The sequence below is a fragment of the Bacillus fungorum genome, assembly GCF_002746455.1.
In the GTDB taxonomy this organism is placed as follows: Bacteria; Bacillota; Bacilli; order Bacillales; family Bacillaceae_G; genus Bacillus_A; species Bacillus_A fungorum.
On sequence record NZ_NWUW01000024.1, the window covers coordinates 1 to 26379 of the forward strand.

A 26379-nucleotide genomic window follows, 5' to 3' on the forward strand; every position below is an offset into this window, starting at 1 on the left:
TTCTCGCTTTCAGTAAACCAATCATGCCGTATTGGATTAAATCATCTATTTCTAATCCCGTATTACTTTTTATCATTTCCTCGTTTGAACTGTATTTTTTCCAAACGAAATTATAAACTAGCTTTTTATATTTCTTCACAAATTCATCATCCGACATCCCCTTCACATCAACAACCTCAGCCATTCGCTCCACCCCTTTTGATTTCTCTCATATCAGTTGGACCTTTCCAAATCCCCGCTCGTTTCCATTGTTTTTTCTTTTTCCCGACATACGAGGGGCTAAGTTCATACATAATACCAATATCCTTATCCGGTATACCTTGTATATTTAAATTCCTGACAACCTCAGGCGTTAAACCACTCGACGCTTCCCTTCTTGGTCCACCGTTCTTTTTAGGCTGTGTATCCAAGTATCTACCCAACTGGCGTAACTCTTCACCAGTCGGGCATACTTTACACTCATTAACACTAAAACTTTCATTGGATGAGCGATTGTAATAACAACGTCTGCATTTCTGTTCGATAATGTCACCAATTTGGTATGTGAGCTCTTTTCGTTCTTCTTTTGTCAATTTCATAACGCGCACCTATAAGACTGCTTTGAGCGCCATACCGAGCGCTTGTGATCTACCTTGTAACTCAAGGCGATGTTCACGTTCTTTCGCAGCTGTCTCTTCTGCGGCACGTACATTGATATGCATTTTTTGAAGGTCATGCTCTAATTCATGATTCTTTTCAGTAACTGCATTGAATTCGTTTAGTAATGTGCTGTAATCTTCCTCACGCTCTTGCGATTGTTGTTTCATGCTTTCAAAAGCATCTTCCGCTTCTAAGCGTGCTTTCGTTTCTGCAATCAGACCTTGCGCTAGTTTTTCTTTTATACCTTTTAAGTCCTCATACAGTTTCGATACTTCACTTAACTCTTTTCGAAGGGCATCTTTTTCATCAATAATGCCATTTAATCGCTCTTTCCAAGAAACATTTAACGTTTCTACTTTCTCGATATGTTCAGCAGCTATAGAATTTAATTTTGACGGTTCAGATTTCGTTTTCTCAACGTTTTTAAGTTGTGGTGATGGTTTTGTGTTCTGAGGATTCTTAGATGCGCCTACACGCTTATTAGGCACCACTTTTGATTCTCTTCTTTTAGAAATGTGATGGTACAAAGTTTTTTCGTTTACACCTAAGTGCTCAGAAAGTCTTCCCCAAGTCCATTTCTTTTCATCCGCAGCACGTAACTTTTCAGCAGTCGTACAAATTTGATCCCAGTTTTTTTGTTCAGCCATGTGTTCCGTTCTCCCCTCGAGTAGGCTTTCGCCTAAGTTTTTTAGTTTTTCACCGATTTCACAATTTTCAGCGCACCATGAAGTTTTATGGTTTTTGCAAGTGTTACTATATTTCGGGACCTTCGTACAACCTTTGCACTGATCATCTTGTATATTTAAAATCCTAAGTCGGACCTGACGTTTTTCAGTTTTGTTCAATCCATCACCCCATATGAGATTGAAAGATAGGTAGTACAACGAACTTGTCATACTACCAACCTGTAATTGTTAGTCTTCTAATGTTTCATCAAAAGGCTTGTCCTCATCAGACACTTCATATTCCTCAGAAGATTTCGATTCTTTTTCTTGCACCTGCTCTTCTTCCGGCACAACCGGTTCTTCTGTATCTGTTTCTTCCTTCGGTTTCTCTTCTGCCTTCGGCTGCTCTGCCACATCAGGCTGTTTCTCTTTCCATTCGTGCCATTTGATTGCCATCGGTGCAATACGCGCGCGGTAATCATCAATCATTTCAATCAACTTCACGTTAGAAATTTTCAGCTCATTCGCTAGTTTTAGATAAGACTCTCCCTCAAGCTTTCGTTTTACGATGTAAGCAAAATCATGCGGCAAATCATCTAAACCTGGTGCAAGTCCGCTAATGATAAACTCATCAATCGTTTCGCGATCAGCTTGCTCTCTTTCTTCGCGTGTCGGAATTTTCTCTTCTGGGATATCAAAATCAGCTTCTAACTGTTCAAATGATGCCTTTACTTCTTTCACAAACCCTTTGTCATCAACCTCATACTGCGTTACTGGTTCGTTCGTTTTTGCGTTAACAGTAACGTTGAAATTAACCTGCATGGATTCCAGCGAGATAAATACTTTTGTATCGATCATTTCGGAAAGTACATCCAACTTACCGCGCAATGATGAATCCGTTACTTCCAAAACAATTTCTTTCTTCCCATCAGGTTTAAGATTCACTTTCTTTAATGTTGGTTTGAATTCGATATATGACATATGATCCGCTCCCTTTATTTCGCTTGTTTTAGTCTTTTCTCTTCACGTTTTAATTTGTTGTACTCATCTAGCGTGATGAATCCGCCGTATTTCTTCACATGTTTTAGCAAGATGAGTTGTAAATGTGGGTACTTGTATTCAAACATCTTTTTCTTTACCGCGAATGTTTGTGTAACCATACCCTTTATGTCTACGACTTCCACATCACCATTTGGCAAATAAACCATGAAGTCTGCGATATATGTAATTGCCTTAAAACTTTTACCGTTCTTCGTAAACGCTGGTTGCAAGGTGAATCTTGGTTGTAATTCGAAGCTTGTAATTTCACCTGCAGCTTGGCGTATTTTTAATCCGGAGTAATAATCCGCTTCTGCTTTACTATCAAAAATATGGCTGTTTAGCTTAACTTTTTTATTGTTATATTTACTCATAACTTTTCTCTTTCGCTTCACTAATTAACTGAGTGATTTCATATACAGCATTTTGTGCACGTTCCATGTTTCTTCACCCCTTGAATATTTTTCAAAAATCAATACATACTATTTTCAAGCCGCTTAATCCACGGCTGGTACTTCCTTCTTTTACAGTAAGAGGCAGATTGGTTCATCACTTTTCTAATTCTTACTGTATATTTTTAAAAATATCGAAAATAATACCAACAAGCTGTTTGAACTAGCAGCTTCACTCTTCTCGCAATGGGAATGCAATTTATCACAATTAGCTAACTCATTCGACTAACTGGCAGACAACCGAAAATGTTGTCTGCTTTTTGTATGGAATTTTTCATTTTACATATACTACTTTTGAGCCTGTTGCCAATGCAAGCCATTTGGTGTTTTGAATTCCGACTAAGCTTTTTGTTGCATAGATTATCACATCTTTGACAACACTGTTTTAAAGCGCGTTTTCTGGTTATTCGTAGTTCTAATCCAGAATAATTTTTCTCCTATAAAGGACGGCAGGTACGACTGCTCGTCCTTTTTTACTTATACCGCATACTCTCCCTTCTGATAATTTCGAACCACATTGCCCTCATCATCGTAGTAAACAATTTCCCAATAAGGATGGCAGTTGTGCTTTTCAATTTCTCCATCGAACAAAACGAACAGATTAGTTTTCCAGTTCCCAACGATCGTACCCCACATGCCAGCTACGTTTACTCGCATACCCATGTAAGCAAAATGTAGGTTTCTAAAGTTTTGCATTTTCTTAAACGCTTGTTCTGTGCTGTACATCCGCTTGATATCAAAAACCCCTTCGTTCTCACACTTTGCAAACTTCATGAATTCAGCCATTGGCATCGTTAGAAGCTTTGTTCTGAACTTTTGCCAGTACAGAAATCTTGCCTTTCCTTCAGTTTCCGCTACCACATATTCTTCATTCGGCCATTGTTCGAAAATGGTAGTGAGTTTGAATTTGTAAAGAACCACCATCCTTTCACCTCCCCCTTAATTTGCAATCAACTGGTGGAACAGTTCTTTGTTTCTTGTGTCTAGTGCATGATTAATGAGTTGGTATTTTATTAACTTTTCAATTTCATCATGATCTTCCCCGTCGATATGCGTTTCAAGTGAGCACTCATCATCTTCAAGTACTTCCATGTACAAAGGTTCCTTGTATTTACCTTTAAAATTGATTTGAATATATATCGGTGCATCATTCACATTGAAATGATGATATGCTGACATCCCATCTGTAACAGTTAAATTTGGTTTATAAAACGCGAACAGTTGACCTTCTGAAAACTCTGCAGAAATTTCAATTCCATACGGATACTTCTTTGCATTTTCAACAAAGTGGATTCTTGTTACAAACCTTAAATGTTTATGAAATGTGTAGATAAATGGAAAGCCCTCGTGTCTTCTAGGCAAGATATGGTTTAAAACAAATTGCATAAACTCACGCTTTTTCTCAACCGACACGTTGCTCATGCAGTACCCCCCTTTTCCATCCTTCAAATTTTCGAATCCAAGCATCCCAATTTTCTTTTTGCGCAACTACTTGCTGCTTTGCTATTTCACAATTACAACCCTCAACCGTTATCATCCCAGGATAAATTTCTTTATGAACTACGCCAGTGTTACTGCATGTCATGCACATTTTTTTCACTCCTTTTCGAATCTTCTTAATCGATAATTGTTACCGTTCATTTCAATAACTTCCGTTTCATCATCAAAGATGCGGCTAAAAATACGTTCGTTATAAATCCCGAAGAGAGCTTGTATGGAATGGTTTGTTGTATAAATCGTGTGCCGTCCAATTCGGCTATCGATAATTTCAAACAGTTTCTTTTGCGCCCATTTGTGCTTCTTTAACTCGTCTTCATCATCTGGTTCCTTTTCAGCCCCAAGATCATCAATTACTAAGCACTCTATTTTAGAAAGCATTGTCAGTAATTCATCTTCTGTCATGTCACTTTTACGGTTATATGTGGACTTCAATTTGGTAAAGAGCTTTTCTTCTGTAATAAAGCAAGCGCTTATACCGCGTTTCATTAATTCTTTTGTCATGGATACAGCTAAATGGCTTTTACCCGTTCCGTAATCACCGACAAGCATGATGTTTTGTCCGACTTTCTTATTAAACGTTCGTACATACTGCTCACACGCTTCTTTCGCGTCATAAAGCTGTTGACTTGGTGGAACATAATTTTGGAATGTTGCCTTTTTCAACTTCTGATTGATTAAGCTGCCATCTTCAAATCCTTTAAATAACTTGAGGACCTTTTCTTTCACATGCATTTCTTGTGCTTCCGTCGCTAATTGCTGATCTTCCTTTTCTACCGCTTTACACTGCGGACAAAATTCTTTTCCTGTTTCTTTATCGATAAGCATGCGCTTGTTACAAACATCTTTTATGTTCTTCTTCCCTACAATGAAAACGTTCTGGCATCGATTCGGTGAAAATTGAAACATTTCCACTGCTTTTTTCTTAGCTTTTTGAGAAATCATATTTGCTGAAGAATTCTTCACTTGATTTACCTGATTTACCTGTTTTAACTGACCCATTCAATCCACCGCCTTTTACTTTTCCTGTTCGTTTATTTGCGTTACGATGAAATTCTTCTTCAGCTGATTCAATATCAGCTAATGTACGAATGTTGTTGTTAGCCCAATCTTCTAAAATACCCACTGCATAATTCCAACGCTTGTTTTTCCGTAATGCTCTTTGCATGGCAGCAATAACTACTTCTTCGCTTAAATCATCTATCCAGTGACCAATTTCTTCTGCGACAAACGGCTTTATCATACCGAAATTTTCTTCGTAAAAATTGAAGCAATTAGGACTGCTACTACTACTTACATTCTCTGTAGTAATATTTGTAGTAATCTCTGTATTTGTCTTACGTTCTAACGTAGGAGGCTCCTCCGTTTTATCGTAAGAGGGTGGTACGTTTGAACGTAATAGGCTATTACTTTCTATCGTAGGAGGGCTATTACGTTTCAACGTAGGAGGGGTACCATTTCCCCAATATAAGATTGATATTTTTTGTATTTCTTCCGGAACAGGTTCGATAAACATCACGTTATTGCACCTAGTGCCATTTACAAATACCGTTCGAAATTCAATGTTAATCAAACTTCTATCTTTCAAATAGTCACATGCATCTTTTACTTGTCTTTTGGTAAAACCAAATGAGTCTGCAAGCTGTTGGTAGTTCTTTTGAAGCATATCCGCCTTAAATTTCTGTTTGTACCTTACATGATTGGATTCTTCATCTCTTATTTCTGTTGGTTTATACCAATAAACAACTTCCCCTAAGATGGTAATGGCAATTACATATGGCTTTCCGTTGTCTAATGTGATTGTTTTAAACCAACCATGATCTATCACATTTCCACGGAAGTTCATTTGTCCAATTTGTAGCACCTTGCTGTTCAAATGACTCACTTCCTCTCACAAATCGCGATGTAAGACCTATTCTCCATAATGACTTTTTTAATCTGGCATTCTGGATACGAAGTCCTAAAATACTGTTTTATCCGTTCTTTTATTTCTTCTTTAGATTTTGCTTCTCTCCACAATGCACTGGGGAGAAGCACTTTGTATGGAACGTTTCGCATGGATTAAAGCTCTTCATTTTCAAAGTCGAATTCTTTCTGCTCTTTTTGCTCTGGAACAATCACTGCTTCTTTCTGGCGACTTGTATGTTCTAAATCGATAAATTTAGAAAGAGCTACAACTTCTTGAAGTGATAAATCGTTTGGTTTCTTATTGAATTTTTCTTTGATAATTGCTTTTAAATCGTCCTTTGTCATGTCATACTCTTGCAATTTCCCATTAATATACGACCATTGATTTTCACGTTCTGATACTTGTGTTACAGTTTTTCCTTCCTCAACTTGTAGCTGAGTTGGAGTAATATCCACTCGAGCACCTGGTTGATAAGAATCAACTTGTTCTACCGGATTACTTCCAACCGACTCATCCTCATTTATTTCAATACCATACTGTAATTTTGCAGCTCGTTTCATTACATGTTTTTTAAACATATCGTTGTACCAGTTATTCCACATGTGCTTATTAGTACCTGACTTCATGTGGTCCACTTCATTTGTTTCCATCAGTACAACTACATCTTTAAACCCTTCGCGTTGTGCGACTGCATAACACCCAACTACTTGACCTCTAGGAAATTTCACTTTATGGTTTTTAATAATCCATTCCCCTTCATTTGATCGTTCTGCATCAAACTCATCATTTTCGTGAACCGTTTGAACATCAATTCCTTTGTATCCGCTCTTTTGTCGCGCTAAGTGAAGCACACCTTCTACTGAGATTTGTATACTCATTTTATTGCCGTACACAATGCAGAAGATGTGGTTTAAGAATGGATTCAGTTCAGAATTTACGCACGTTTGAACGAATAAAGCGAACTGTTCATTTGATGTACCCGCTGCAATTGTTGATTTCAATGTATCTAACTCACTTTGCGTAAAACTTCCTACCACTGCTTGTGTATTTGAAACTGCCACTTGATTTTTAGCCATTGATTTGTCCCTCCTTTTGCTTTTGTAATTCCCCTTGAGCTTCTTCAGTCAACTTGTAATACTCAACTTCCACAAAACCCGTTGGTGATGAATACAACATTTCTGGTTCAATCACGTTCGCTTGCATAAGAGCCTGGCTCATCCCTTGGTTTTCCGACCAGTTTTTGATACCAACTGTATCTGAAGAAACAGGATGCAAATTCACCGTTGCTGTCGTAATGAGATCACCACCATATTCCGTTCCTTTCGCACCTAATAATTGCATTGCTACATTTCCATTCCCGTACATTCCAAAAGCAATTTCACAATCATAATTTCTATAGCGCATCTTCATGAACAACTTCCTCCTTGTTTTCAATTGTTTTTGCTTGCACCGTAAATTCTGTATCTTGAACCTGCGCCACAATCAGTTGTCCAACTGGTTTTTCGAAGTGTAAAATACTTTCCGCATTATCGATAAATGTTGGTACGATAAGTTCTGACTGCTGGCTTAATACCTCAATTACTTCTAAACCTGCTTTGATTTTTTCAGCAGTACTTAATCGGCTGTATTGCTTGCCATCCATCAAGATTTCGAATGTTGCACGTTCCTCGCCATTTTTCAGCGTTTCGTACAATTGAACATCGATTGTTTTAAATAACGCTTGAATCTTTTTCACCATTAACTCACTACGTTTCGTACGGAAATCTTTGATTGCATCTAACAATACAATGGACTCGTTTTTCTCTTTTCGAATTTGCTCTTTTGTTGCTACCGCTTCATCAATTTCTTTTTGTAAAAGTTCTAAGCTATGGACTTGTTTTAATGCCGCGTTCAGTGAGAAGATTTGACTATCTAGCTCACTAGTTTCAGTTACATCTACTTCAACTAGTGATAATTGTTTGAACTGTTCCGCCAACTCTTTATGTTTGGCTACCATGCTTTTCCCAAGTTGTTTCGCTTGTTCGAAACGATCGATACGATTTTGCTTCACCTTATCCAGCGCTTCACCTTGTAACGCTTGACCACATGTGTGGCAAGACTCTTGCACCTGTTCCGCCTTGATAGCAAAAACCAATTCTTTCTGCTTTTCAATTTCTTGTTTAACGCCTCCAATTTGATATTGCATTTGCGTATATGCTGATTGTTGTTTTTGAGAAGCACGAACCTTTTCATCGATTACGGAACGTTTTTCTTGTAACTCTGATAATTTTTGTTTAACAGTTTCCGTATCCGTTTCTAGCTGTTCTTCCTTTTGTTTATCCCGTTGCTCTTGCAGGGTAATGACGCGCTCGCTTGCACGTTCGTATGACTTTTCATGTGTTTTTTTTCGCTCTGCATGCACTTTTTGCAAGTCATCCAGCGAATGCTTTTTCAACTTCTCCTCGAGTAATTCCACCTGCAATTTCGATAATTCAGCAAACACTTCTACTTTTAATGGTTCACTTACGTATGTGAGAAGTTGTTCACGCTGCGTTTGCCAATGCTGTGTACTGAAAAAGCTAGGATTGAATAGTGATAAGAATGCTTGTTTATCAATTAACCCTTCCACCCATGCTTCAAATTCTTTTGCCTTTTTAGGTACCTCATTGATAAAGTACTTTGCTGTTTTCTTTTGTTTGCGACCAATTAAGATGTCTTTCTCATCTACATTGATTAGAAGCTCAACTACCGTTTCTGCATCTGAATCACCGATTGGCTTCGGATCAAGTTTTGTTCCAAATGGATCTGTACCGAAAAGCACCCAAGTGATTGTTTCAGCGATTGTTGATTTACCTACACCATTGCGACCTGCGACAGAAGTAATATCACCAAATAAAATTTGTGAATTTGAATGATTCTTGAAATTCAAGATAGATAAAGATTTAAACTGAACGTGCATTTTATATCCCCCTTGTGATAAAATATTGTTAACTTAATTTTTCAAATGGACGCCTGCTGTAACAGGTGTCTGTTTTATTCCCCTGCGGTTTTCTTCTCAAATCCAAGCTGCGTAATCATGTAATCCATAATGTTTTCTCTCAAAACTACTTCACCATCTGGTGCTATCAAAAATTCATCACCAGGTAGAATTTCATTTCCTAATGCATCCTCGATGGGATGGTCAATCATTTGTTCTTGTGGATCCGCTTTACCGTAACCGTTGTGCATTGTCATCGGGTTATCTAGCATCTTGTTCACCTCCTTTATCAGGAGAACGTTTTTTGTTGTTTTCTCTCAATTTCCTATGTTCGATGGCACATGTTGCATGTTGTAATCTCCATCCTCCTTGGAAGCGTTCGAAATGACCTTCTCTTACTCCGACCTTCTTACCACATCGATAACAGAAACCTTCATACTTATTCCTCACTTAGCTAACCTCCTCGCAAAGAGTAATGTAATGAGCTCTTACCACCGCACTTGCATCAACACCTTGACTTCTTAACCGCTGGATGATTCCTAAAATGTTTTTACGATCTCTTTCACGTTCCACATCATGCTTTTCTTTCGCTCGATACAGTGCTGCAAGTTCCCTTCTTGCAAGTCGCGCTTCTTTAATCCATGTGCAAAGTGCGATTGGATCATGGTGCTTTAATGCTTCAATTTGCATCGTATTGCAATACTTTAAAAATTCATCTAACACTTGTTTCTTTTTCATGTCTTTTGGTAGAACTGGTGCTGTTATGCTCATTCGCCTTGCTCCTTTTCTTTTTCGATATTTTCAATACGCCAACGGATTCTATTTCGGAACGTTTCACTTAATTCGAGTACTTCTCTTATGAACCAAGACTCGAATATTTGCTCTGATATTTTTCTGTTTCGACAAGTCACTTGAACGAACTCGTAGTGATTGTGCGTTAAAATTGAAGTGTAAACGAATTTATTTGGATCAATTTCTTCTACTGTTATTTGCAACACTTCATAATGAAAGTTGAGATATGCTTGAATTGCCTTATGTAATTCTTCTGGTGCGTCTTCCAACTGAATTGGTTTCTTCATATTCTCTTCACCTTCCGTAATTGTTTATTTTCTTGCTTTAGCTGTTCGTTCTCGCTGATAAGTTTTTCAAATACATCTAATAACGCTACACCACCCATGAATGACACAATAACCACCGCTGTTATTAAAAGGCTGAATGTGCTTTCAACCAACTTTTGATCCCTCCTTTTGTGCTTCTAGCCATGCTTCCAAATCTTTTTGTAAGAAGAGTAATTTGCGCCCTTCTCGGATTACCGGAAACTGCGGATGATTTGCCAACTCATACATTCTGCAAACTGCGATGTTAAGGTAAGCTGCCGCTTCTTTCACTCTCATTACTTTGTTTGGTTGTGCTTGCAGTTGGAATGAAGCTAATGCGGCTTGAATTTCTTCACGAACAACTTCACGGATTGACTCTTTAATGATTTGATCTAATCCCATTTTGTTTTGCTCCCTTCTATTTAACTTAACCAACTTTAACTTAACTATAAGTTAAGTTAAGGGCAAAAAATTTTAATTGCATCTAGTTTCACTTTTAAGAAATCAGCAATTTTTACAATTAAGTCATAATAAGGACGGCGTTTGCCGTTTTCTATGTACCAATAGTACACTTCCGTAATACCAACGGCCTCAGCTACTTCCTTACATGTATATCCTTGTTCTACACGTAGCTGTTTTAGAGTTTTCATATGCAACTCCTCTCTTCCGTTTTTGTTGTTAATTACATATTAACTTAACCTTAAGTTAAGTTCAAGTGTTTTATAAAACTTTTTTCAAAAACTTTACCTTTCCACTTAACTGATAGTTAATATATAATGACAGTGTAGCAAAGTGACGTGTGTCACACTATAACAGTAATAAAGAAGAAATAACTTCATATAAAATAGATAAAATAAACTTGGGGTGTTTTAATTATGTTTAGTCATGAAAGGTTAAAGTTGTTAATTGAAAAAAGAGGGATTACCCAACAACAATTAGCTGATGCAATTGGTGTTAGTCATGTTTCTGTTTATAACTACGTTGAAGGAAAAAAATCACCAGGTACACGTACACTTCAAAAAATAGCTAATCATTTAAAAGTTACTACTGATTATCTACTTAGGTTATCTGATTCGCCAGATTTAACAGCAGACCAAGATCTACAACTTACAAAAGAAGCTCAAGAAATTCTTCAAATCATAAATGCTCTACCTGAAGAACAACGAAAAAAAGCATTAGAACAACTAGAAATGTTTGTGAATTACGAAAAAGCTAAAGGGAATATTTAATGAAAAAAGACTATCCGAAAAATTAGATAGTCTTTTTTAAAATACTTTTTCTCTTTCATGTCCACTTAAACAGATAGATAATAATATTTCTTTTGGGTTATCTTCTTCTTGCAGAAGTAAAAGCGCTTTTTTTATCAGATTAACTTCCCCATCTTTACTTTTCATCTTCTCTTATCCCCTTATCATTTTTGTTATTTTTTTACATAAATTTCTTTTTTGTTCATAAACCTAAAAAGGAAATCTTACTTAAAACTACAAATGACACCGTCAATTAAGACGATGTCATTTTAAATATATATATGTAAACCTATATTTTGTATCTTACCAACCGCCACCAGGATCAACCATCATTTGCTGAACTGCTGGTTTTGAGTCATTTGTACTAGGCTTTTCTTTCGCAGAATCAGTGTTAACAACTAGTGTAGTTGCTAATAATAGTACAGGAATAATTGTAATTAATTTTTTCATCTAATCACCTCTTTCCGATGCTAATTATAACAAATATTCAAATTAAACCCAAGTGAATTTTCGGTAAATTCGAATAAAATATATTTCCTGATTTTTGACACATTAGAAGAGATTGTTTCATTAACTCTTCTCTTTTAGCTCCCTCATATGTTAAAGCTAAATAAGCGGTCTGTATGTCTGTTAATTCACCTATAGAACTTTTAATTTGATTTAATATTTCCCTCGCTCCTGTTGTATTACCTTGTTTAATCATTAAATATGCCAGCTCACTTGGATGTACAACATCTGTATCACTAATTTTTTTGTCATGGTGAATCTTTAAAAATGATAATGTATGTTGCACCATTTCTTTCTTCTTCTCTACAGCTTCAACTTTTCTATCACCAATCACTTGTAATGTTTTCTCTAAGTAATATTTTGAGTTCTCATATTCACCTACTGAGAAAACATACGATTCACCTAACTTTAAGTAAGCATTTACTTTTGGAAAAGAAAAAAAGTTATCCCACTCAAGATCATCTATTAATTTAATACAAACGTTTCTTGCTTCATCTATTTCTCCTCCTTGCAATGAAGTAACAGCAATCGCTTCTCTGTAACGTAATTTGAAGCACTCACGAAGATATTTATTACTAATTTTATCAATTTTAGTTTCTAGTGATTTCAGACGCTCATTTAAAGCCGTATAATTTCCTGTTTGATATTGCGCTTGACATAATAAAATTTCAGTTAGCACTTCCATCTCAATTGTTTTCACTGATTTACTTTCTATATGCAACGCTTTATGATACAGTTTGGCATTCAACTCACCGATATATCGTTTATAAATAATCAGATATACACTTGCAAATTCTTTATTTTCAGACACCTTAGACTGCAATTCACTATTTATTACTTCAATCAAAAGATCGAATTTACCTCTTAAAGCTAAGTCCTCCATCGCTTCACGTAAATTCTCTGATTTCGGATTTGTGACATCGATATAATTCTTTAATATATTCCCTTGTACCTGTATGCCTTTATTTAATAGAATAATTGTTTTAGAAAGAAAACCAAAACTAATATCTGTGTTACCTTTAAATACTTTTGTAACAGTACTTGGCTTAACACCCCAATGGTCTGCTAGTTTATTTTTTCTTATACCAGCTACACATAATTCTTTTTCAATTTGACCTAGAGCTTTCCACATGCTTTGTCCCCCTTCTTGGAACAAGACACACTTCCCTATCATGAAAACGCACCTTAATGACGAATTACATCCAAAAGCTGTGTTATACTAGCCTTATACGTTACGAAAACTCGTAACCGAAAGGCTCATGGCAAATGTTTTCCCTACTTCAATTAGGGTTAAATGGTGTAAACGTGTTCCCAGCACAATTACACGCGCTATGGGTCTTTTTTGTTCCGTCAAATTATATTATTAAGAATATTCTATCACAAATAAACCAAACATCTATTCTCTCATATTCTGAAAATACTTGAGAAAGTTGATGAAATTAATATACGCCTAGTTTTTTAGACACTGAAAAAAATTATGCAATATTGCATTTGGCAAATGATATATATATATACAACTTTTGTGTTTACAAAATTATTCATACAAAAATTCTCATTATGTATGCATTTACTATAAATAAAAAACCACTCAAATGAGTGGTTTTTTATTATGTATTAATATAGATCCCAAAAGATTCTCTCGTTAAGGAATAAACTAAAAGAGCCTCAATTCGCCATTCTAGTAAATTAACTAATATTCTTTAATACCTACTTATCTCTTCTTACATTCAATTAGAACTAAACAGAATTTGTTAATCTAAGTTATCGTTAAAAAAGTTACAAATGTGACCCAATAAAAGCAATAGAGTTATGTAAAAAGTGAATACAACAAACAACCCAAAAAGCAGATATTGTAACTTGATTTTTTTCATTTTTTTTATGATATACCCAATAAGCATAATTATAGAAAAGTCCAATTATTGTTGTAGCAACGATATAAGTAATTCCAAATGAATGATTTAATCCAAATATAATCGATGCTATTAAGATAACAAGATAATTATAATCCCTGATAAAAGGAATAAAACTCAATATCCAGAATAAAAACACCTGAAAAACTATTGTTTCAAATATAGGTGCTGCAACTATTCCTGCTAAAATTTCAATAATAATAGGCTGTTCCATTATTGGATTTTTCTCTATTTCAGGTAAGAATAAATCTAATGGCATAGCAAATAAAAATGAACCTAATAAGATCAGTAATATAAACCAAACTACAGGTAAATCAAACATAAATTTATTGATTTTTGCTAACATATGTTTTCTCTCCAATCACCCTCTTATGTTTATAAGAGAATTATTGAGATTCCTCCTTTCACTAATTAATTTTATAAAACAAATCCATTTATATAGATTATAAGTTATTAACTACTTTTTTAAAATATATACTTTACTATTATTTAACAACATCTGACAATCATATCCTATAACTGAAATTGTTCATATATGGTAAAATATATCCATCGCTGATATGTCCAAACTTGTAATTTTCATAGCAGCAAAATTACAACTAGACTTATACAACATGATTCAAAACAAAATGAAGGAGTGTTTTAAGTGAAAGGACATATTCGAAAAAGAGGAAATAAATATTGTATTGTGGTCGACATTGGACCTGATCCAGAGACAGGAAAAAGAAGACAGAAGTGGTTTTCTGGGTATAAGACAAAAAAAGAAGCACAGGCTGATGTTGCGAAGAAGATTGCGGAGTTGAATGAAGGGACTTTTATCGAGCCATCTAAGGTGACTTTAAAAGATTACCTAAATAGTTGGCTAGAAATTAAAAGTATGAGTATTGAAGAAAGTACCTATGCTTGCTATTTAACATATATAAACACACATATTATACCTAGCATTGGAACAATTGCACTTCCTAAATTAAATGTTATGCACATTCAAAAATGCTACAAAACTGCAATGGATAAAGGTATGGCAAACAATTCTATTCTGCTGATGCATAGGATTTTAAAAACTGCATTAAACCTAGCTGTAAAACAAAACGTTGTTTCTCGAAATCCAGCTGCTCTTGCAGAGATTCCAAAAAGAGAAAAAGCCTCTATCCAAACTTGGACAGAGGAAGAAGTAAAGAAATTTTTATTGCATTCACAAGAAACACGTTATCATATCGGATGTCTTCTTGCAATAACTACAGGCATGCGTCTAGGGGAAGTCTTAGGTTTGCGTTGGCAAGATGTTGATTTTGAGAACCATACTGTCACAATTAATCAAACATCTGGTCATGATGATAAGATCAAAAAAACAGCAAAAACAAATTCGTCAAAGCGTACAATACCCGTGCCCATAGAAACAATAGAAGCCTTAAAAAAGCATAAGATTACAATCAATAAAGAGAAATTACGATTCGGTTCCGCTTATCAAGATCAAGACTTAATTAATTGTAATGAATTTGGCAATGTATTTAGAAAAGACAGTTTCAGACGACAATTCATTAAAATAATAAAAAACGCAGGTGTAAAGCAAATTAAATTTCATGATTTAAGACATACGCACGCAACTTTATTATTGAAACAAGGGGTTAATCCTAAAATTATCAGTGAAAGATTAGGTCATACAGACATTTCAATAACGCTAAGTGTTTATTCGCATGTTTTACCGAATATGCAAGAAGAGGCTGTTAAAAACTTTGGTAAAAGCATCTTTGGATAGCCAATGTTTGCAAAATGTTTGCATTTTATATTATGAAGTCGAACAAACCTTGTTATATCAACGTTTGTTCGACCTTTCATGTTATATCCGTCATATAGCTCTTTATTACTTTCGCCATATGCATGGAATACGGCATGTGTATATTTTTTTCCTGAAGCATACTTGAATTACAGCACATATAGTGTATCATTTTAGCGATATAATTCCTTTCTACAGGTTTTACACCTAGTGGTAAAATTTCAAGTATGTATCGATGCAATGTTTCACTACCATTAAAGGAATATTCACCAGTGCTATAATACATTCCTTTTTGATCTACATATAAACTTGTGCCCTCAGGAACATCATCACGTTCTATCACACCGTATTTCGGTGTATCAAAAGCTGTATTTATTCTTATAACATTTAAATTGGGAACCTTTAGCACATCAGGAACAATCTCCGGTAAAATATCTATATCAATTTTTTTATTTTGTAACTCTTTTATCCAATATTTTCTTAAATTCGCATCTACAATGAAATACACTTGCTCATTTTTCTCTTTTGCATGTTGTAAAATTTTCTTTAATGTTTCAAAAACAAATTGTTTAAATTGAATTCCCATATCATTTCTTTTTGAAGGTTGCGGTAAAAAGATATTATGTTTATTTATATTTAATAATAAATGATCAATCGTTTGCCACTCTGTATTCCCATATAATTTATATGAAATTTCTTTTCCTTTTATTTGTGAAAAAATAGGTAAGAAATCAAATTTCGAGATTCGTTCAATCGATAAATTAACATATGTACAAGGTAAATTTATCTTATTCCAACTACGTTTCAAAAATCCTTTTTGTTCTAATAAACTAAGAATACAATCTATAATTGTTTTACGTGATACACTTTGGCCTATAAATAAATTAATAAATGCTGAAATACGGTTTGTTCGTGCAAATCCTTCTCTAACAATTTGCTTTGGATCAATTTTTTCACGGCCATCACAATTTTTCATTGCGATTAACGCCAATGTTGCTTCATTGCACTCACCTGCAGTAGCATAAACCGCTTTCATAACATCCTCTACTAAATTTGTTTTATATTTCTGGCAATATTGCATTTTATATGGATTTTGCAATACTTTTTCAATATCATATCTTACTATTTTTAATAATACTGGAGAATCTGCATGTAATACATATGATGATTCACTGATTTGAGCTAACACAATTTCACTTTCAAATAACGCTTGTTCTACTTCCATCGATATTTTTTCAGACCATATTTCTAACGTTATAGTCTCTAATCCTTTTGGTGCAATTAAAGGGACTAATTCATTTTCATTATTTGTTGCTATTCTTTTACATTCTGGTAGTAATGTGAAATAAGAGAATTTTTGCTGGAACCCTTTAAATAGATACTCTCTTTCCTTTACTTTTATACCAGGTTTTATTTTAGTACCTTGAACTTTATATATTCTCTCATTGTATGGAAGCAATACCCTAAGATTTGCCCCTAGCATATAATCTTTCGGATATTGAAGAATATGCTCCAATTCAACTTCTCCACCTATATGAAAATCATCTTTTAAATTTCTAAATATCTTAATCCACTTTATACCGTTTGTAGCTTGTTGTACTTTTAGTTTTACAAACCGTAATTTTTTATTATTCGATGCAAATTCTGGAGTAGAAATTAATATCATGCCCCGTTTTCGTCTTAACAGCAAAGGAATTTCTGGATGGTTATATTCTTGGTAGAATCTCCGAATTCCTATTGAAACATTTAATAATGGAATATTCTCACCTCCGCGTGTTATACATTCGAACCGATATACATAGGCGAAATAATCTTGTGTTTTTTCATCTTTAATAGGCACTGACATAGCCTCACAAATATTTTGTGATCTAAGGGGAGAAAAATATATATCTTCTTCGTTTATATCTTCTAATTGTACAGGTTGTTCACAAAAAATATGTGAAATTAAAGCGGGCACCCATTTAGAATATATTTCATTATCATGTAGTACTGTTAAATTAGAAATTAAATCGTAATGCCATTCATATTTTGGCAATTCTATTAGTTTATTAGGTTTCCAATCATGAATCACCTCATACCAACTTTGAAAAATATAATCGAGTTGTTCTTTTCTAATAGGTTCTTTACATACAATCCACGGTGTATTTTCATTTAATACATATGGATTATGCTGAATAAATAATATATCAGAAAACATATCATATAATCTTTCATTCAATCGTTTCAACTTACTCGTTAATAAAAATGTCTTATAATGTATCTCTACAATATCGAGCCAATCAATAGGGAAATATATAAATGATACACTTTCGTTTAAAAAAGGTTCTACTATATTTTCAAATGTTAACAGTCTTAGTTTTTCCATAAAATCATTACTTCCTTTCTTTATTTGTCTTGATCATCAAAAAACTAGAAAAACTAGCACATACTCTAATCCATTTAAATCAAGTATTTAAAAGAAAAGTAAAAAACATTTCTCCGAATAATGTATTATTAAAACAGCTCATTTAAAAATAAAAAGTAATTATCATATACAGCCCCCTTGAAAACTATATTTCAATACATTCAAATTATATAATATAAATAATGTAATGTATTTATCATTTACAATAATTTTACAATAAAATAAAAAAGGAACACCTTAAGTCGATGCCCTTTTTATAAATATTAATATTTATATAATTGAACATACGGATAAGATTAGTTTCCCAAATGAAATTGCCCCTAGTAAACCTAATACAAATCCTGTAAAACAAATACAATCAGCAAGACAAATAGAAGACTGCGATAATGGAACAAATGACCTACTTGTATTCGATCCATATTGTTTTATTTTCTCATAATTCATATCTAACATGAAATGTAGACATGTTACACCATCCTCAATAGTATGTAGAGATTCTTTTTCTAATCGCTCCAATAATTTACTATTCAAAGCAACTGGAAGAGGATACTGCTTATCTAATTTCATATTTTGATAGATTAATTGTAAACGAGATAATATATTATTTTTCTTTTTTTCACATGTTACTGTACATTTCATATTATTAAATTCATTTAATAACAGTGTCAATTCATCTCTTTTTCCGTATAAATCCTTAGCTATTTTTCTCTTTAGTTTGTACGAATGGATAACAGATTTAAATTCAATCATTTTAATACACTTCCTAATTAAATATTATTTACCCATTATTCTATAGATAAACAGTACTTTTTAATCCTATTTAAAATACACTCAAGCACCTTAACTTACTATCGATTAACATTACATTAACCTTACACAATTGTAATAATTTCATGACCTACACACTAACTAAAAGAAATCGCTCCTTAAATTAGACAGATATTTGATGGTAAAACCATAAGAAAAAAGCAATGATTAGATTTATATCTAGCCATTGCTTTATCTACCTCATCTTGATTTATACCTATATATCTTATTGTTACTCTTTCACTTGAATGATCGAATATATCCATTAGCGATGGCTATATTCTTTGTCGGCATATACATGTATAAAGTTAGTGTTTTTTAATTGATAAATGTAGTCAATATTCATATGTTACAATAGTACCAGTAGTATCAAAAGTACCATTAAAACAATTAGAGCAACCACCACAACCTCCACAGCCGCCACAACCAAAACAACCGAAGCAACCAATACAACGGAATCCACCACAACGACCGCCACAACCGCCACAACGACCACAGCCACCGCAACGACGAGCAGCATCTTCAATATAGTAATATGGATATTGGTTTTGTGGGTCCCAATACACAATATCTCCAGACCGGTAATCATTAAGGCTTAACGCTTGTAGTTCTTGTTGAAACTGATTCATTTTCATAACCTCCGTTTATAAGATACAACCTCATCGATGCTTTCCTATATTTCTGTTCGTTAAATCTAAGTAGAAATAGCGCTATAAACTAAGTTCAATACATACACCAACAAAGTATGACTTATCACTAGATGATGCACCTTGTTCATGTACCTATTTTTACTATGGGCTCATTTTTATAAATAGAAATTATAAAATTTGAATTCTAGTGTTATATCTTCATGCTTACTAAATTCAATTCATTTCTCAATAACCATGATGCCGTACCCTATGTATTCCCGTCTGCCACTTAGATTTTTCTATACTGTAAATGCCTCTCGTTATAACACTTCCATATACTTTCTGAGCGTGCCAACTTTTATATACTTCACTAGCCGGATAAACAATCTCGTCCGCCGTAGCATCAAAACACCTAATAGTGACAGAATTCAATAACCGTTAAGAAATCCCTATAAAATAAGCACTGATTAGGTATGTTTTTCTACTTTTCTACCAAGCTCTCCATGAAATTGCTAATTGAAGAAAGACCCACTTAGATGGATGCGTCTTTTTGTGACACCTCTTTTCTGAAATCATATAAAGCACTTGCGCTTAAAAGAACAAGTATACCTTAAGGAACATCTATCAAAATAGTTTTCCAAATCTCTGGAATTACTCATGTAATTTTTTCTGCTGTTGCAAGATATGTTTGAAATATAGATACGTATTATCCCTACCTATCTATAACATTACTTCCATTATTTATCCAATTACATCTTTTACGTCTGTATCCACTGGCCACTTTTCTAATGTATAAGCCATTTCCCAAAATGAATATTCATATTGACTACTAATAATAAAATGTTGTTTCATTCGATTTCGGTCTGCCTCTGTTACTTTTTCAGCTATTGCATCTAATCGTGTAATTTGCTCTTCAACTAATGTACGGAACCAATCGGATCCATAAGCAGAAATCCATTCGTTATAAATTGGCTCTTCTGGCTTACACTCTTTTAAACGCTCACCAATTTCATAATACAGCCAATAGCAAGGTAAAATTGCTGCAATGATATCGCCTAAATGTCCTTCATACGCAGCACGATACATATGTGAAGTATATGCGTATGCAGTTGGAGCAGGGATAAAACTATCTTTTTCTTCTTGTGTTACCCCTAGTTTCTTCGCAAAATTTTCATGTAAAGATAATTCCGCCTCATATGTATTTTGAGCATGGTGTGCCATACGAGCTGTCGTTTCTAATTCCAGTGCTTTTGCAGCTCCTAAAGTTTGTACTCTAGCGAAGTGACTCAAATAGTATGAATCTTGAAGCACGTAATAGCGAAAACTAGCTAAATCTAACGTTCCTTCACCAAGTTTTTTTACAAAAGGATGATGAAAACTAGCTTCCCAAATTGAATCTACTTCTTTACGTAATGATTGTGAAAAAATCATGTAAATCCCTCCAATAATTAATTAAATATAAGTATTTATCCACAGCTATTAACGCTTTAAAATAAAAAAACTTTCTTTACAGGCGTAAAGAAAGTGAAATTGACAATATTTATACATGAAATAGCAATGTCTTTCCCACTTCCCTACGCTGGCATTAACCAGATCAGGTACTAAGAGTCTCAAATTCCCATTTGATCTCAGCCTATAATAGGCCCCCCTAGTGGATAAATATTTAATTTTCGTATTATATTCATCATAACATACTTCATATTACTATCAAAATTATTCATGATACTACTACTTAAAACCCTTCTTCTTTCCTTACTCTTAATGAAGTTTCAATAATCATATCTAATAGTTTACTATAATTAATTCCCCCGGCACCTGCACTTTTTGGTAGTAAACTTGCTTGTGTCATCCCTGGTAATGTATTAACCTCCATTACATATGGAATACCGTCTTTCACCATCATATCAACCCTTGCATAAACACTACATTTTAATGCTTTATAGCAAGCCAGTGCCGCTTTGTTTACACGTTCTTTTAATTCAGCTGGAAGTTCAATAACTTCTTCAATAGTACCTGCATCATCATATTTCGCATTGTAATCAAAGAACTCAGCAGTATGTCGAATGGAAATAATAGGTAACTGTTTTCCGTCAAAAATGGAACATGTAATCTCGTCACCTTTTATATACTTTTCTATTACTACTTCAGAATCCCATTCGAACACAGTTTCCAGCATTGAAATTAATTCGTCTTTATTGTATACAATCGTTACCCCAACACTTGAGCCACCAGAGTTTGGTTTTACCACTAACGGAAATCCTAACTTATCTAATTCATCAAGAATTAGATCCTCCATTTTTGTAAGTTCAATCCAATCTGGTGTTTCTATTCCTTCATAACGTAAAATCTTTTTCGAAATGTTTTTGTCCATACATATACCGCTAGATAACATATTGCTCCCGCTATAAGGAATACCTAAACTTTCAAGCGTTCCTTGAACCGTCCCATCTTCTCCGTATTTTCCGTGTAATGCGAGCAACGCAAAATCAATGTCTTTTGCTTTTTCGATTAAATCCATTTTTTCATTTAACGTAATTGGTACTATTTCATATTTATTTTTATCTAAATTTGCAATCATTTCATTTCCAGTCATAATTGATACTTGTTTTTCAGAGGATACTCCTCCCATAATAACGCCAATTCTCATTTCCTCAACTCCAAATTTCATTTTTTATTGTATCACCAATTATTTTAATTCCACGAACTATTTCTTCTTCTTTTAGACGTGAAAATCCTAATCGAAACGTGTTCGATCCTCCTCCATCAGAATAAAACACATCTCCAGGAGAAAATGTAACCCCTTGCTCATAACATTTTTGTAAAAGTTTGCGGGCATGAATTTTTTCTTCTAACTCTATAAATAAATGAAGTCCACCATCACCGGTCATTCTTTGAAACGGAATGTACTCGTTACACGCCCCAACAGCTAACTCATATTTTTTCTTATAAACAGACCTTGCCTTTTTTAAATATTTTTCAAAATATCCTTCATGTAAATATTGAAAAAGAACAGCTTGATTTAAAGTAGATGTGTGAATTGTTCTTGCTCTTTTTACACTTTCTAAATAATGAATCAGTTCTTTATCTGCGATAATCCAACCTACACGTAAACCAGGGAAAAGTACCTTTGAAAAGCTACTAATATAAATCACATTATTACCAGCGCCAGCAAAAGTTAATAATGGCGCTAAATGTGACCCTGAATAACGTAGCTCTTCATTAAATCCATCTTCTATAATAGGAATCTTATATTTTGAAAATAATCTCATCAGTTCCGTTCTTTTCTCCGAACTCGTAACAATACCGGTTGGATTATGATAGGAAGGAATTAAATACGCAAAATCAAACTCTTTTTCACGCAAGCTTTTTTCAGCTTGATTCGTATCAATGCCATCCTCATTCATATCAATACCATGAACTTCAAGACCATGTAAGCGGAAAAGCTTCAACGCAGCATGATGAGTCGGATTCTCACAAATAACACGCCCTGATTTCTTTGATAACGAGGATAGAACAATGTCTAACCCTTCAGTAAATCCATTTGTAATTAAAATATCTTTGTTTGAAATATCTACACCTTTCATTTCCATATAATGAAGTAGATAATTCATTAACGGTCTATAACCTTTTGCATATCCGTAGTTTAATACGATATCCCCTTCAATGGACATACGAGTAAGAAAAGCTCTTTTGAAATTTTCCACATCAAATAGCTTTTCGTCCGGTGCAATGCTGTTAAAAACAATCATTCCTTTTTCCCAGCGAACACCATGTTTCATTAAATCTAATTCATCCGCTAATAAAGTAACTGTATTAAGTTTATTTTTCCAATCTATTTCAACAGACGAAGTGTTTGAAATATCAACCTTCGTAACAAAATTCCCTTTTCCTTTAACTGCATAAATGAGCCCTTCTTGCTCTAAATCTGCATAGGCAGCGAGTACAGTATTTCTGCTTACACTTAATAGTTCACTTAGTTCCCTTGTTGAAGGTATTTTTTGGTCCCCGAGCAAATGCCCTTTCATAATCATTTTTTTAAAATAATCTTTCAATTGAATATAAACGGGACGATCTTTGACAACTTTAAAATCTTTAAACAAATCCTTACCCCCTGCAATTATTTTTGCATATTTATTTCATTCTCAAAAGGTCCACTACATATGTATTTTTTATTAAGGGCGGTACGGTCTTATAAAGTGGGCTAATAATCAATGGAGAATTCATCCCGCCCATTGATTATTAGCCCACACCAATCAAGAGTTTTACTACCCATTAATACGTGACAAATCTTTACGATATAAGTTAATTATATCTTTTAAAGCAGCAGCTGCGGCTCCACGTGGATTAGAAGCACCACCAATTGTAGTAACTTGCCCCATCGTATCTGTAAAAAACGTAATCCCTTTTTCCGTCCCATTTACTTTTGCTAACGGATGATCTTTATCCACTTTGCACGGTTCAACATTTAGATTCACATTGCCTTCCTCATCTTTATATGCTGATGCAATTAATTTAATAAATTTATTTTGTTCCTTAGCATTTCGAATTTGTTGTTTTGTAACATGTTCGATTCCTTTTATATGTATATCTGTAAGTGTATTCTCTGTTCCCATTAAACTGTTTGTCAAAAGTAACAATTTACACGCACTATCAGAGCCACTTACATCTAATATTGGGTTCGTTTCAGCAATTCCTTTACTTTGCGCTTCTTTCAGTGCCTCTTCAAACGTAATATCTTCCTCATTCATTTTCGAAAGAATATAATTTGTCGTCCCGTTTAATATTCCTTCTATTTTTTCAATATGGCAACCAGCTAAACTAAATTGACCAATATCAAGTGTCGGTAATGCGGCAGCAGTTGCACCACTATATCGAATTCGTACATTCGCCTGCTTTACCGCTTCGTTTATTTCTTTCCAGTTTGTAACGAGTGCACCTTTTGAAATTGCTACTATATCCATCCGTTTCTCAATCGCTTGTTTTATATATTGTTTTCCTGGATTTCCATCTTTAAGGTTTGTAACTGTTGATTCCACCAGTACTGTCCCACTTATGTTATCTGTTGCACGTTCCTCCGGATAATGTTCTATATACTGTTCAATTGCGGCACTACTGCTACCATACATTAATAAGTTATGAATAGATAATCCATCCACATTATGTATTGCAATATTTCTACCTAATACGCCACTTACAACTAACTCTATACCATATGTTTCATATATATATGAACATTTTTCATTTAGTAATTTTATAAACTCTCTTCCTACTGTTCCATATCCTGATAATACAACTTGAATTTTCATAATATCCCCCCCATATTTTCCTACCAAATCCCTCTTTCAATATAATATAAAGCGCCCTCGAATTCCATCGAGAGCGCTTTAATATTACCTATTTTGGTAAACGTGATAACTTTTCAGCAATTGTTCTATAAAACTCTTGAATGTTAGAAAAACCTAACGTGCCTGAAACACTTAATCCTATCATGTCGAGATGGTCCCAATTTGCTTTCGTTTCGATATGATTCCATTTCCCAATCTGTAACGACTCATTATTATTTACAGTAGCATTAGATGATGGTGCAATCATAGAATTTGTATTTACTACACCATCATTTTGCCACCAAGAAGTATTAATTAATGGACGTTTTTCTTCATATCTCGCATAAGAGCCTAAGAAAAACGCATTCCCCATTAGTACTTTATTCATCGTTATATGAGGTAAATGTAAACCGGTTATAGGTGCTGCTTGTGATGCATGTCCACTATAGGATAAGTAATACACATTCGGTTGCGTCTTTACCCAATCATTTAACTCCTTTGCACCATCTGTACTTAAATCCCATTGACTTATATCTTTTGTATTTTTCCAAATTGAACTATTTAAAATACGATCAGTATATTGGAAAGAGGACTCTCCAGCATTCTTTTTTAACCCCCATTGATCCAATTTGAAATCATATAATGATAAATTACTGTTTCCTCCTAAACTTGCAGCTGTAATGAGTAAATCTTTAACGAACGGTAGTAGAAGACTACCATCCGCAAGTGTTGTACCGTTGTGTGGAGTTGCTAATGTTGTAACACTATGAACATATGATTTCTTGCCCTCAAATAGTGGTGATATTTTGGTGTTTGGGTGATTTTTTACATAATTTTTTTCTTCAAAACTACCTTCTTTTAATAGCTGTACTAATGTTCTAGTCGTTTGTCCACCCATGCTATGCCCAATTAAATGAACTTTATTTGTTTCACTCCAATTCGGCGCAAAACCACTATAAGTTCTACCAAAACGATTATGTCCATGTTTCTCAGCATGTGCGGCACCGTAGTCTACTGTTCCACCGTTAATTTGGGCATATAATTCACATGCACGGTCCCAGTTACTAGAAACTGGCCCAACAGCTGCGGTATGAACTGTATAACCATTGCGTTTCAAATCTTCCTGTATATCATGAACACCACCCCAATATTTAACCCCTAGCATTTCCTCTCTACCCCATCCAGCAAATCCATTCACTAATATGATAGGATAATTATTTTGTTGACTCTCTTCAGCGTATATTACTTTGGTTGCGAATGAACATACAGTCATCAATGCAAAAAAACATATTTTTAAAAATAACTTCCACATACTTTCTCCCCCCTAATAAAACGTTTACATTTTTAATTCACAACATGCTTTAATAACTTAAACATAATGTAAAGTATTTTATATACATTGTATATATAGAAAACATACACAAATGTTGATAAATATAAATTCAACTAAGCATTTACTTTTTTACAATAAAACTTTTAAATCTGATTATTCGAATTTATAATTAAATTTAGTTTCCTCATGTT

Annotated in this window: 32 protein-coding genes, 5 pseudogenes and 1 riboswitch; of the genes and pseudogenes, 2 read left to right on the forward strand and 35 right to left on the reverse strand. The window is 34.1% G+C overall.

The annotated features are described in order from the left end of the window. The 21 genes and pseudogenes from CO726_RS23945 to CO726_RS24040 form a co-directional block, all read right to left on the reverse strand. Positions 1-184, reverse strand: a pseudogene (locus tag CO726_RS23945) (sigma factor); the annotation flags it as partial. Continuing rightward, positions 177-578: a zinc-finger domain-containing protein gene (locus CO726_RS23950; protein WP_099685888.1), complete on the reverse strand. Its 402-nt coding sequence runs from the start codon at positions 576-578 to the stop codon at positions 177-179. The gene CO726_RS23950 and the pseudogene CO726_RS23945, both read right to left, overlap by 8 nt. Positions 579-587: 9 nt before the next feature. Next, positions 588-1286 carry a hypothetical protein gene (locus CO726_RS23955; protein ID WP_245916735.1) on the reverse strand — a complete coding sequence of 233 codons (699 nt, stop codon included), beginning with the start codon at positions 1284-1286 and terminating at the stop codon, positions 588-590. Between the two features lie 33 nt (positions 1287-1319). Further along, positions 1320-1535, reverse strand: a pseudogene (locus CO726_RS32595) (hypothetical protein); the annotation flags it as partial. A gap of 18 nt (positions 1536-1553) precedes the next feature. Beyond that, positions 1554-2285: a 2-methylcitrate dehydratase gene (locus CO726_RS23960; RefSeq protein WP_099685890.1), complete on the reverse strand. Its 732-nt coding sequence runs from the start codon at positions 2283-2285 to the stop codon at positions 1554-1556. A 14-nt stretch (positions 2286-2299) separates the two neighbouring features. Beyond that, complete coding sequence (locus CO726_RS23965; protein WP_099685891.1) at positions 2300-2716, reverse strand: DUF1064 domain-containing protein; 417 nt, start codon at positions 2714-2716, stop codon at positions 2300-2302. Between the two features lie 555 nt (positions 2717-3271). Further along, positions 3272-3718 (reverse strand): MFS transporter, encoded by a 447-nt coding sequence (locus tag CO726_RS23970; RefSeq protein ID WP_245916733.1) that lies wholly within the window; start codon positions 3716-3718, stop codon positions 3272-3274. A 15-nt stretch (positions 3719-3733) separates the two neighbouring features. Beyond that, positions 3734-4216, reverse strand: coding sequence for a YpiB family protein (locus CO726_RS23975; RefSeq protein WP_098382316.1), 483 nt, complete (start codon positions 4214-4216; stop codon positions 3734-3736). Next, positions 4197-4385, reverse strand: a complete 189-nt coding sequence (locus tag CO726_RS23980) for a hypothetical protein (RefSeq protein WP_099685892.1) — start codon at positions 4383-4385, stop codon at positions 4197-4199. The genes CO726_RS23975 and CO726_RS23980 overlap by 20 nt, the downstream gene beginning before the upstream one ends. A gap of 5 nt (positions 4386-4390) precedes the next feature. After that, positions 4391-5293, reverse strand: coding sequence for an ATP-binding protein (locus tag CO726_RS23985; RefSeq protein WP_483860600.1), 903 nt, complete (start codon positions 5291-5293; stop codon positions 4391-4393). Continuing rightward, the gene (locus CO726_RS23990; RefSeq protein ID WP_136699834.1) at positions 5217-6167 is read right to left on the reverse strand and encodes a DnaD domain-containing protein; all 951 of its coding nucleotides are present in this window, start codon (positions 6165-6167) and stop codon (positions 5217-5219) included. Before CO726_RS23990 ends, CO726_RS23985 begins: the two co-directional genes overlap by 77 nt. 185 nt (positions 6168-6352) lie before the next feature. Further along, positions 6353-7276 carry a RecT family recombinase gene (locus CO726_RS24000; RefSeq protein ID WP_099685894.1) on the reverse strand — a complete coding sequence of 308 codons (924 nt, stop codon included), beginning with the start codon at positions 7274-7276 and terminating at the stop codon, positions 6353-6355. Continuing rightward, positions 7269-7610 carry a hypothetical protein gene (locus CO726_RS24005; RefSeq protein ID WP_099685895.1) on the reverse strand — a complete coding sequence of 114 codons (342 nt, stop codon included), beginning with the start codon at positions 7608-7610 and terminating at the stop codon, positions 7269-7271. Before CO726_RS24005 ends, CO726_RS24000 begins: the two co-directional genes overlap by 8 nt. Continuing rightward, positions 7594-9138, reverse strand: a complete 1545-nt coding sequence (locus tag CO726_RS24010) for an AAA family ATPase (RefSeq protein WP_099685896.1) — start codon at positions 9136-9138, stop codon at positions 7594-7596. The genes CO726_RS24005 and CO726_RS24010 overlap by 17 nt, the downstream gene beginning before the upstream one ends. A 74-nt stretch (positions 9139-9212) precedes the next feature. Then, a complete protein-coding gene (locus CO726_RS24015; RefSeq protein ID WP_099685897.1) occupies positions 9213-9428 on the reverse strand; it encodes a YqaI family protein in 216 nt (71 codons plus the stop codon). After that, entirely contained in the window at positions 9418-9606 is a 189-nt protein-coding gene (locus CO726_RS24020; RefSeq protein WP_099685898.1) for a hypothetical protein, read from the reverse strand. The genes CO726_RS24015 and CO726_RS24020 overlap by 11 nt, the downstream gene beginning before the upstream one ends. After that, positions 9607-9927 (reverse strand): hypothetical protein, encoded by a 321-nt coding sequence (locus CO726_RS24025; RefSeq protein WP_099685899.1) that lies wholly within the window; start codon positions 9925-9927, stop codon positions 9607-9609. Then, complete coding sequence (locus CO726_RS24030) at positions 9924-10235, reverse strand: hypothetical protein (protein ID WP_099685900.1); 312 nt, start codon at positions 10233-10235, stop codon at positions 9924-9926. Before CO726_RS24030 ends, CO726_RS24025 begins: the two co-directional genes overlap by 4 nt. Continuing rightward, on the reverse strand, positions 10232-10387 hold the full coding sequence (locus CO726_RS31905; RefSeq protein ID WP_169513070.1) for a hypothetical protein: 156 nt from the start codon (positions 10385-10387) through the stop codon (positions 10232-10234). The genes CO726_RS24030 and CO726_RS31905 overlap by 4 nt, the downstream gene beginning before the upstream one ends. After that, positions 10380-10655, reverse strand: coding sequence for a helix-turn-helix domain-containing protein (locus tag CO726_RS24035; RefSeq protein ID WP_098341222.1), 276 nt, complete (start codon positions 10653-10655; stop codon positions 10380-10382). Before CO726_RS24035 ends, CO726_RS31905 begins: the two co-directional genes overlap by 8 nt. 56 nt (positions 10656-10711) lie before the next feature. Beyond that, complete coding sequence (locus CO726_RS24040) at positions 10712-10903, reverse strand: helix-turn-helix domain-containing protein (protein ID WP_078183770.1); 192 nt, start codon at positions 10901-10903, stop codon at positions 10712-10714. 225 nt (positions 10904-11128) lie between these two features. Between CO726_RS24040 and CO726_RS24045 the strand changes: the two genes are divergently transcribed. Next, a complete protein-coding gene (locus CO726_RS24045) occupies positions 11129-11482 on the forward strand; it encodes a helix-turn-helix domain-containing protein (RefSeq protein ID WP_099685901.1) in 354 nt (117 codons plus the stop codon). Between the two features lie 36 nt (positions 11483-11518). Here the strand turns inward: CO726_RS24045 and CO726_RS32865 are convergent, their stop codons facing one another. The 4 genes from CO726_RS32865 to CO726_RS24060 all read right to left on the reverse strand — a co-directional run bounded on the left by CO726_RS32865 (position 11519) and on the right by CO726_RS24060 (position 14263). Beyond that, positions 11519-11647: a hypothetical protein gene (locus tag CO726_RS32865; protein WP_281259852.1), complete on the reverse strand. Its 129-nt coding sequence runs from the start codon at positions 11645-11647 to the stop codon at positions 11519-11521. A gap of 156 nt (positions 11648-11803) precedes the next feature. Further along, complete coding sequence (locus tag CO726_RS24050) at positions 11804-11950, reverse strand: complement C1q protein (protein ID WP_099685902.1); 147 nt, start codon at positions 11948-11950, stop codon at positions 11804-11806. Positions 11951-11987: 37 nt separating this feature from the next. Continuing rightward, positions 11988-13139 carry an AimR family lysis-lysogeny pheromone receptor gene (locus tag CO726_RS24055; protein WP_099685903.1) on the reverse strand — a complete coding sequence of 384 codons (1152 nt, stop codon included), beginning with the start codon at positions 13137-13139 and terminating at the stop codon, positions 11988-11990. Positions 13140-13783: 644 nt separating this feature from the next. After that, a complete protein-coding gene (locus CO726_RS24060) occupies positions 13784-14263 on the reverse strand; it encodes a CPBP family intramembrane glutamic endopeptidase (protein WP_099685904.1) in 480 nt (159 codons plus the stop codon). Positions 14264-14563: 300 nt separating this feature from the next. On the opposite strand from CO726_RS24060, the gene CO726_RS24065 reads away from it, so the two are divergent. Further along, complete coding sequence (locus tag CO726_RS24065; protein WP_099685905.1) at positions 14564-15673, forward strand: site-specific integrase; 1110 nt, start codon at positions 14564-14566, stop codon at positions 15671-15673. 82 nt (positions 15674-15755) lie between these two features. On the opposite strand, the pseudogene CO726_RS24070 reads toward CO726_RS24065, so the two are convergent. The 10 genes and pseudogenes from CO726_RS24070 to CO726_RS24115 all read right to left on the reverse strand — a co-directional run. Continuing rightward, positions 15756-18056 (reverse strand): annotated as a pseudogene (locus CO726_RS24070) (RNaseH domain-containing protein); the annotation flags it as partial. Positions 18057-18365: 309 nt separating this feature from the next. Beyond that, positions 18366-18845: a homoserine dehydrogenase gene (locus CO726_RS24075; protein WP_169513072.1), complete on the reverse strand. Its 480-nt coding sequence runs from the start codon at positions 18843-18845 to the stop codon at positions 18366-18368. A gap of 176 nt (positions 18846-19021) precedes the next feature. Further along, positions 19022-19220 (reverse strand): annotated as a pseudogene (locus CO726_RS24080) (site-specific integrase); the annotation flags it as partial. A gap of 17 nt (positions 19221-19237) precedes the next feature. After that, positions 19238-19537, reverse strand: a complete 300-nt coding sequence (locus CO726_RS24085; RefSeq protein ID WP_099685907.1) for a heterocycloanthracin/sonorensin family bacteriocin — start codon at positions 19535-19537, stop codon at positions 19238-19240. A 604-nt stretch (positions 19538-20141) separates the two neighbouring features. Then, positions 20142-20186: pseudogene (locus CO726_RS33235) on the reverse strand (DUF3937 family protein); the annotation flags it as partial. Positions 20187-20272: 86 nt separating this feature from the next. Next, on the reverse strand, positions 20273-20962 hold the full coding sequence (tenA, locus tag CO726_RS24095; RefSeq protein ID WP_099685908.1) for a thiaminase II: 690 nt from the start codon (positions 20960-20962) through the stop codon (positions 20273-20275). 123 nt (positions 20963-21085) lie between these two features. Then, a riboswitch (TPP riboswitch) is annotated at positions 21086-21191 on the reverse strand. Positions 21192-21263: 72 nt separating this feature from the next. Then, positions 21264-22178, reverse strand: coding sequence for a D-alanine--D-alanine ligase (ddlB, locus tag CO726_RS24100; RefSeq protein WP_099685937.1), 915 nt, complete (start codon positions 22176-22178; stop codon positions 21264-21266). A gap of 4 nt (positions 22179-22182) precedes the next feature. After that, positions 22183-23631: a MocR-like pyridoxine biosynthesis transcription factor PdxR gene (pdxR, locus tag CO726_RS24105; protein ID WP_099685909.1), complete on the reverse strand. Its 1449-nt coding sequence runs from the start codon at positions 23629-23631 to the stop codon at positions 22183-22185. Positions 23632-23796: 165 nt separating this feature from the next. Next, a complete protein-coding gene (locus CO726_RS24110; protein ID WP_099685910.1) occupies positions 23797-24837 on the reverse strand; it encodes a homoserine dehydrogenase in 1041 nt (346 codons plus the stop codon). Positions 24838-24925: 88 nt separating this feature from the next. Then, positions 24926-26167, reverse strand: coding sequence for an esterase/lipase family protein (locus CO726_RS24115; protein ID WP_136699835.1), 1242 nt, complete (start codon positions 26165-26167; stop codon positions 24926-24928). Positions 26168-26379 lie beyond the last annotated feature (212 nt).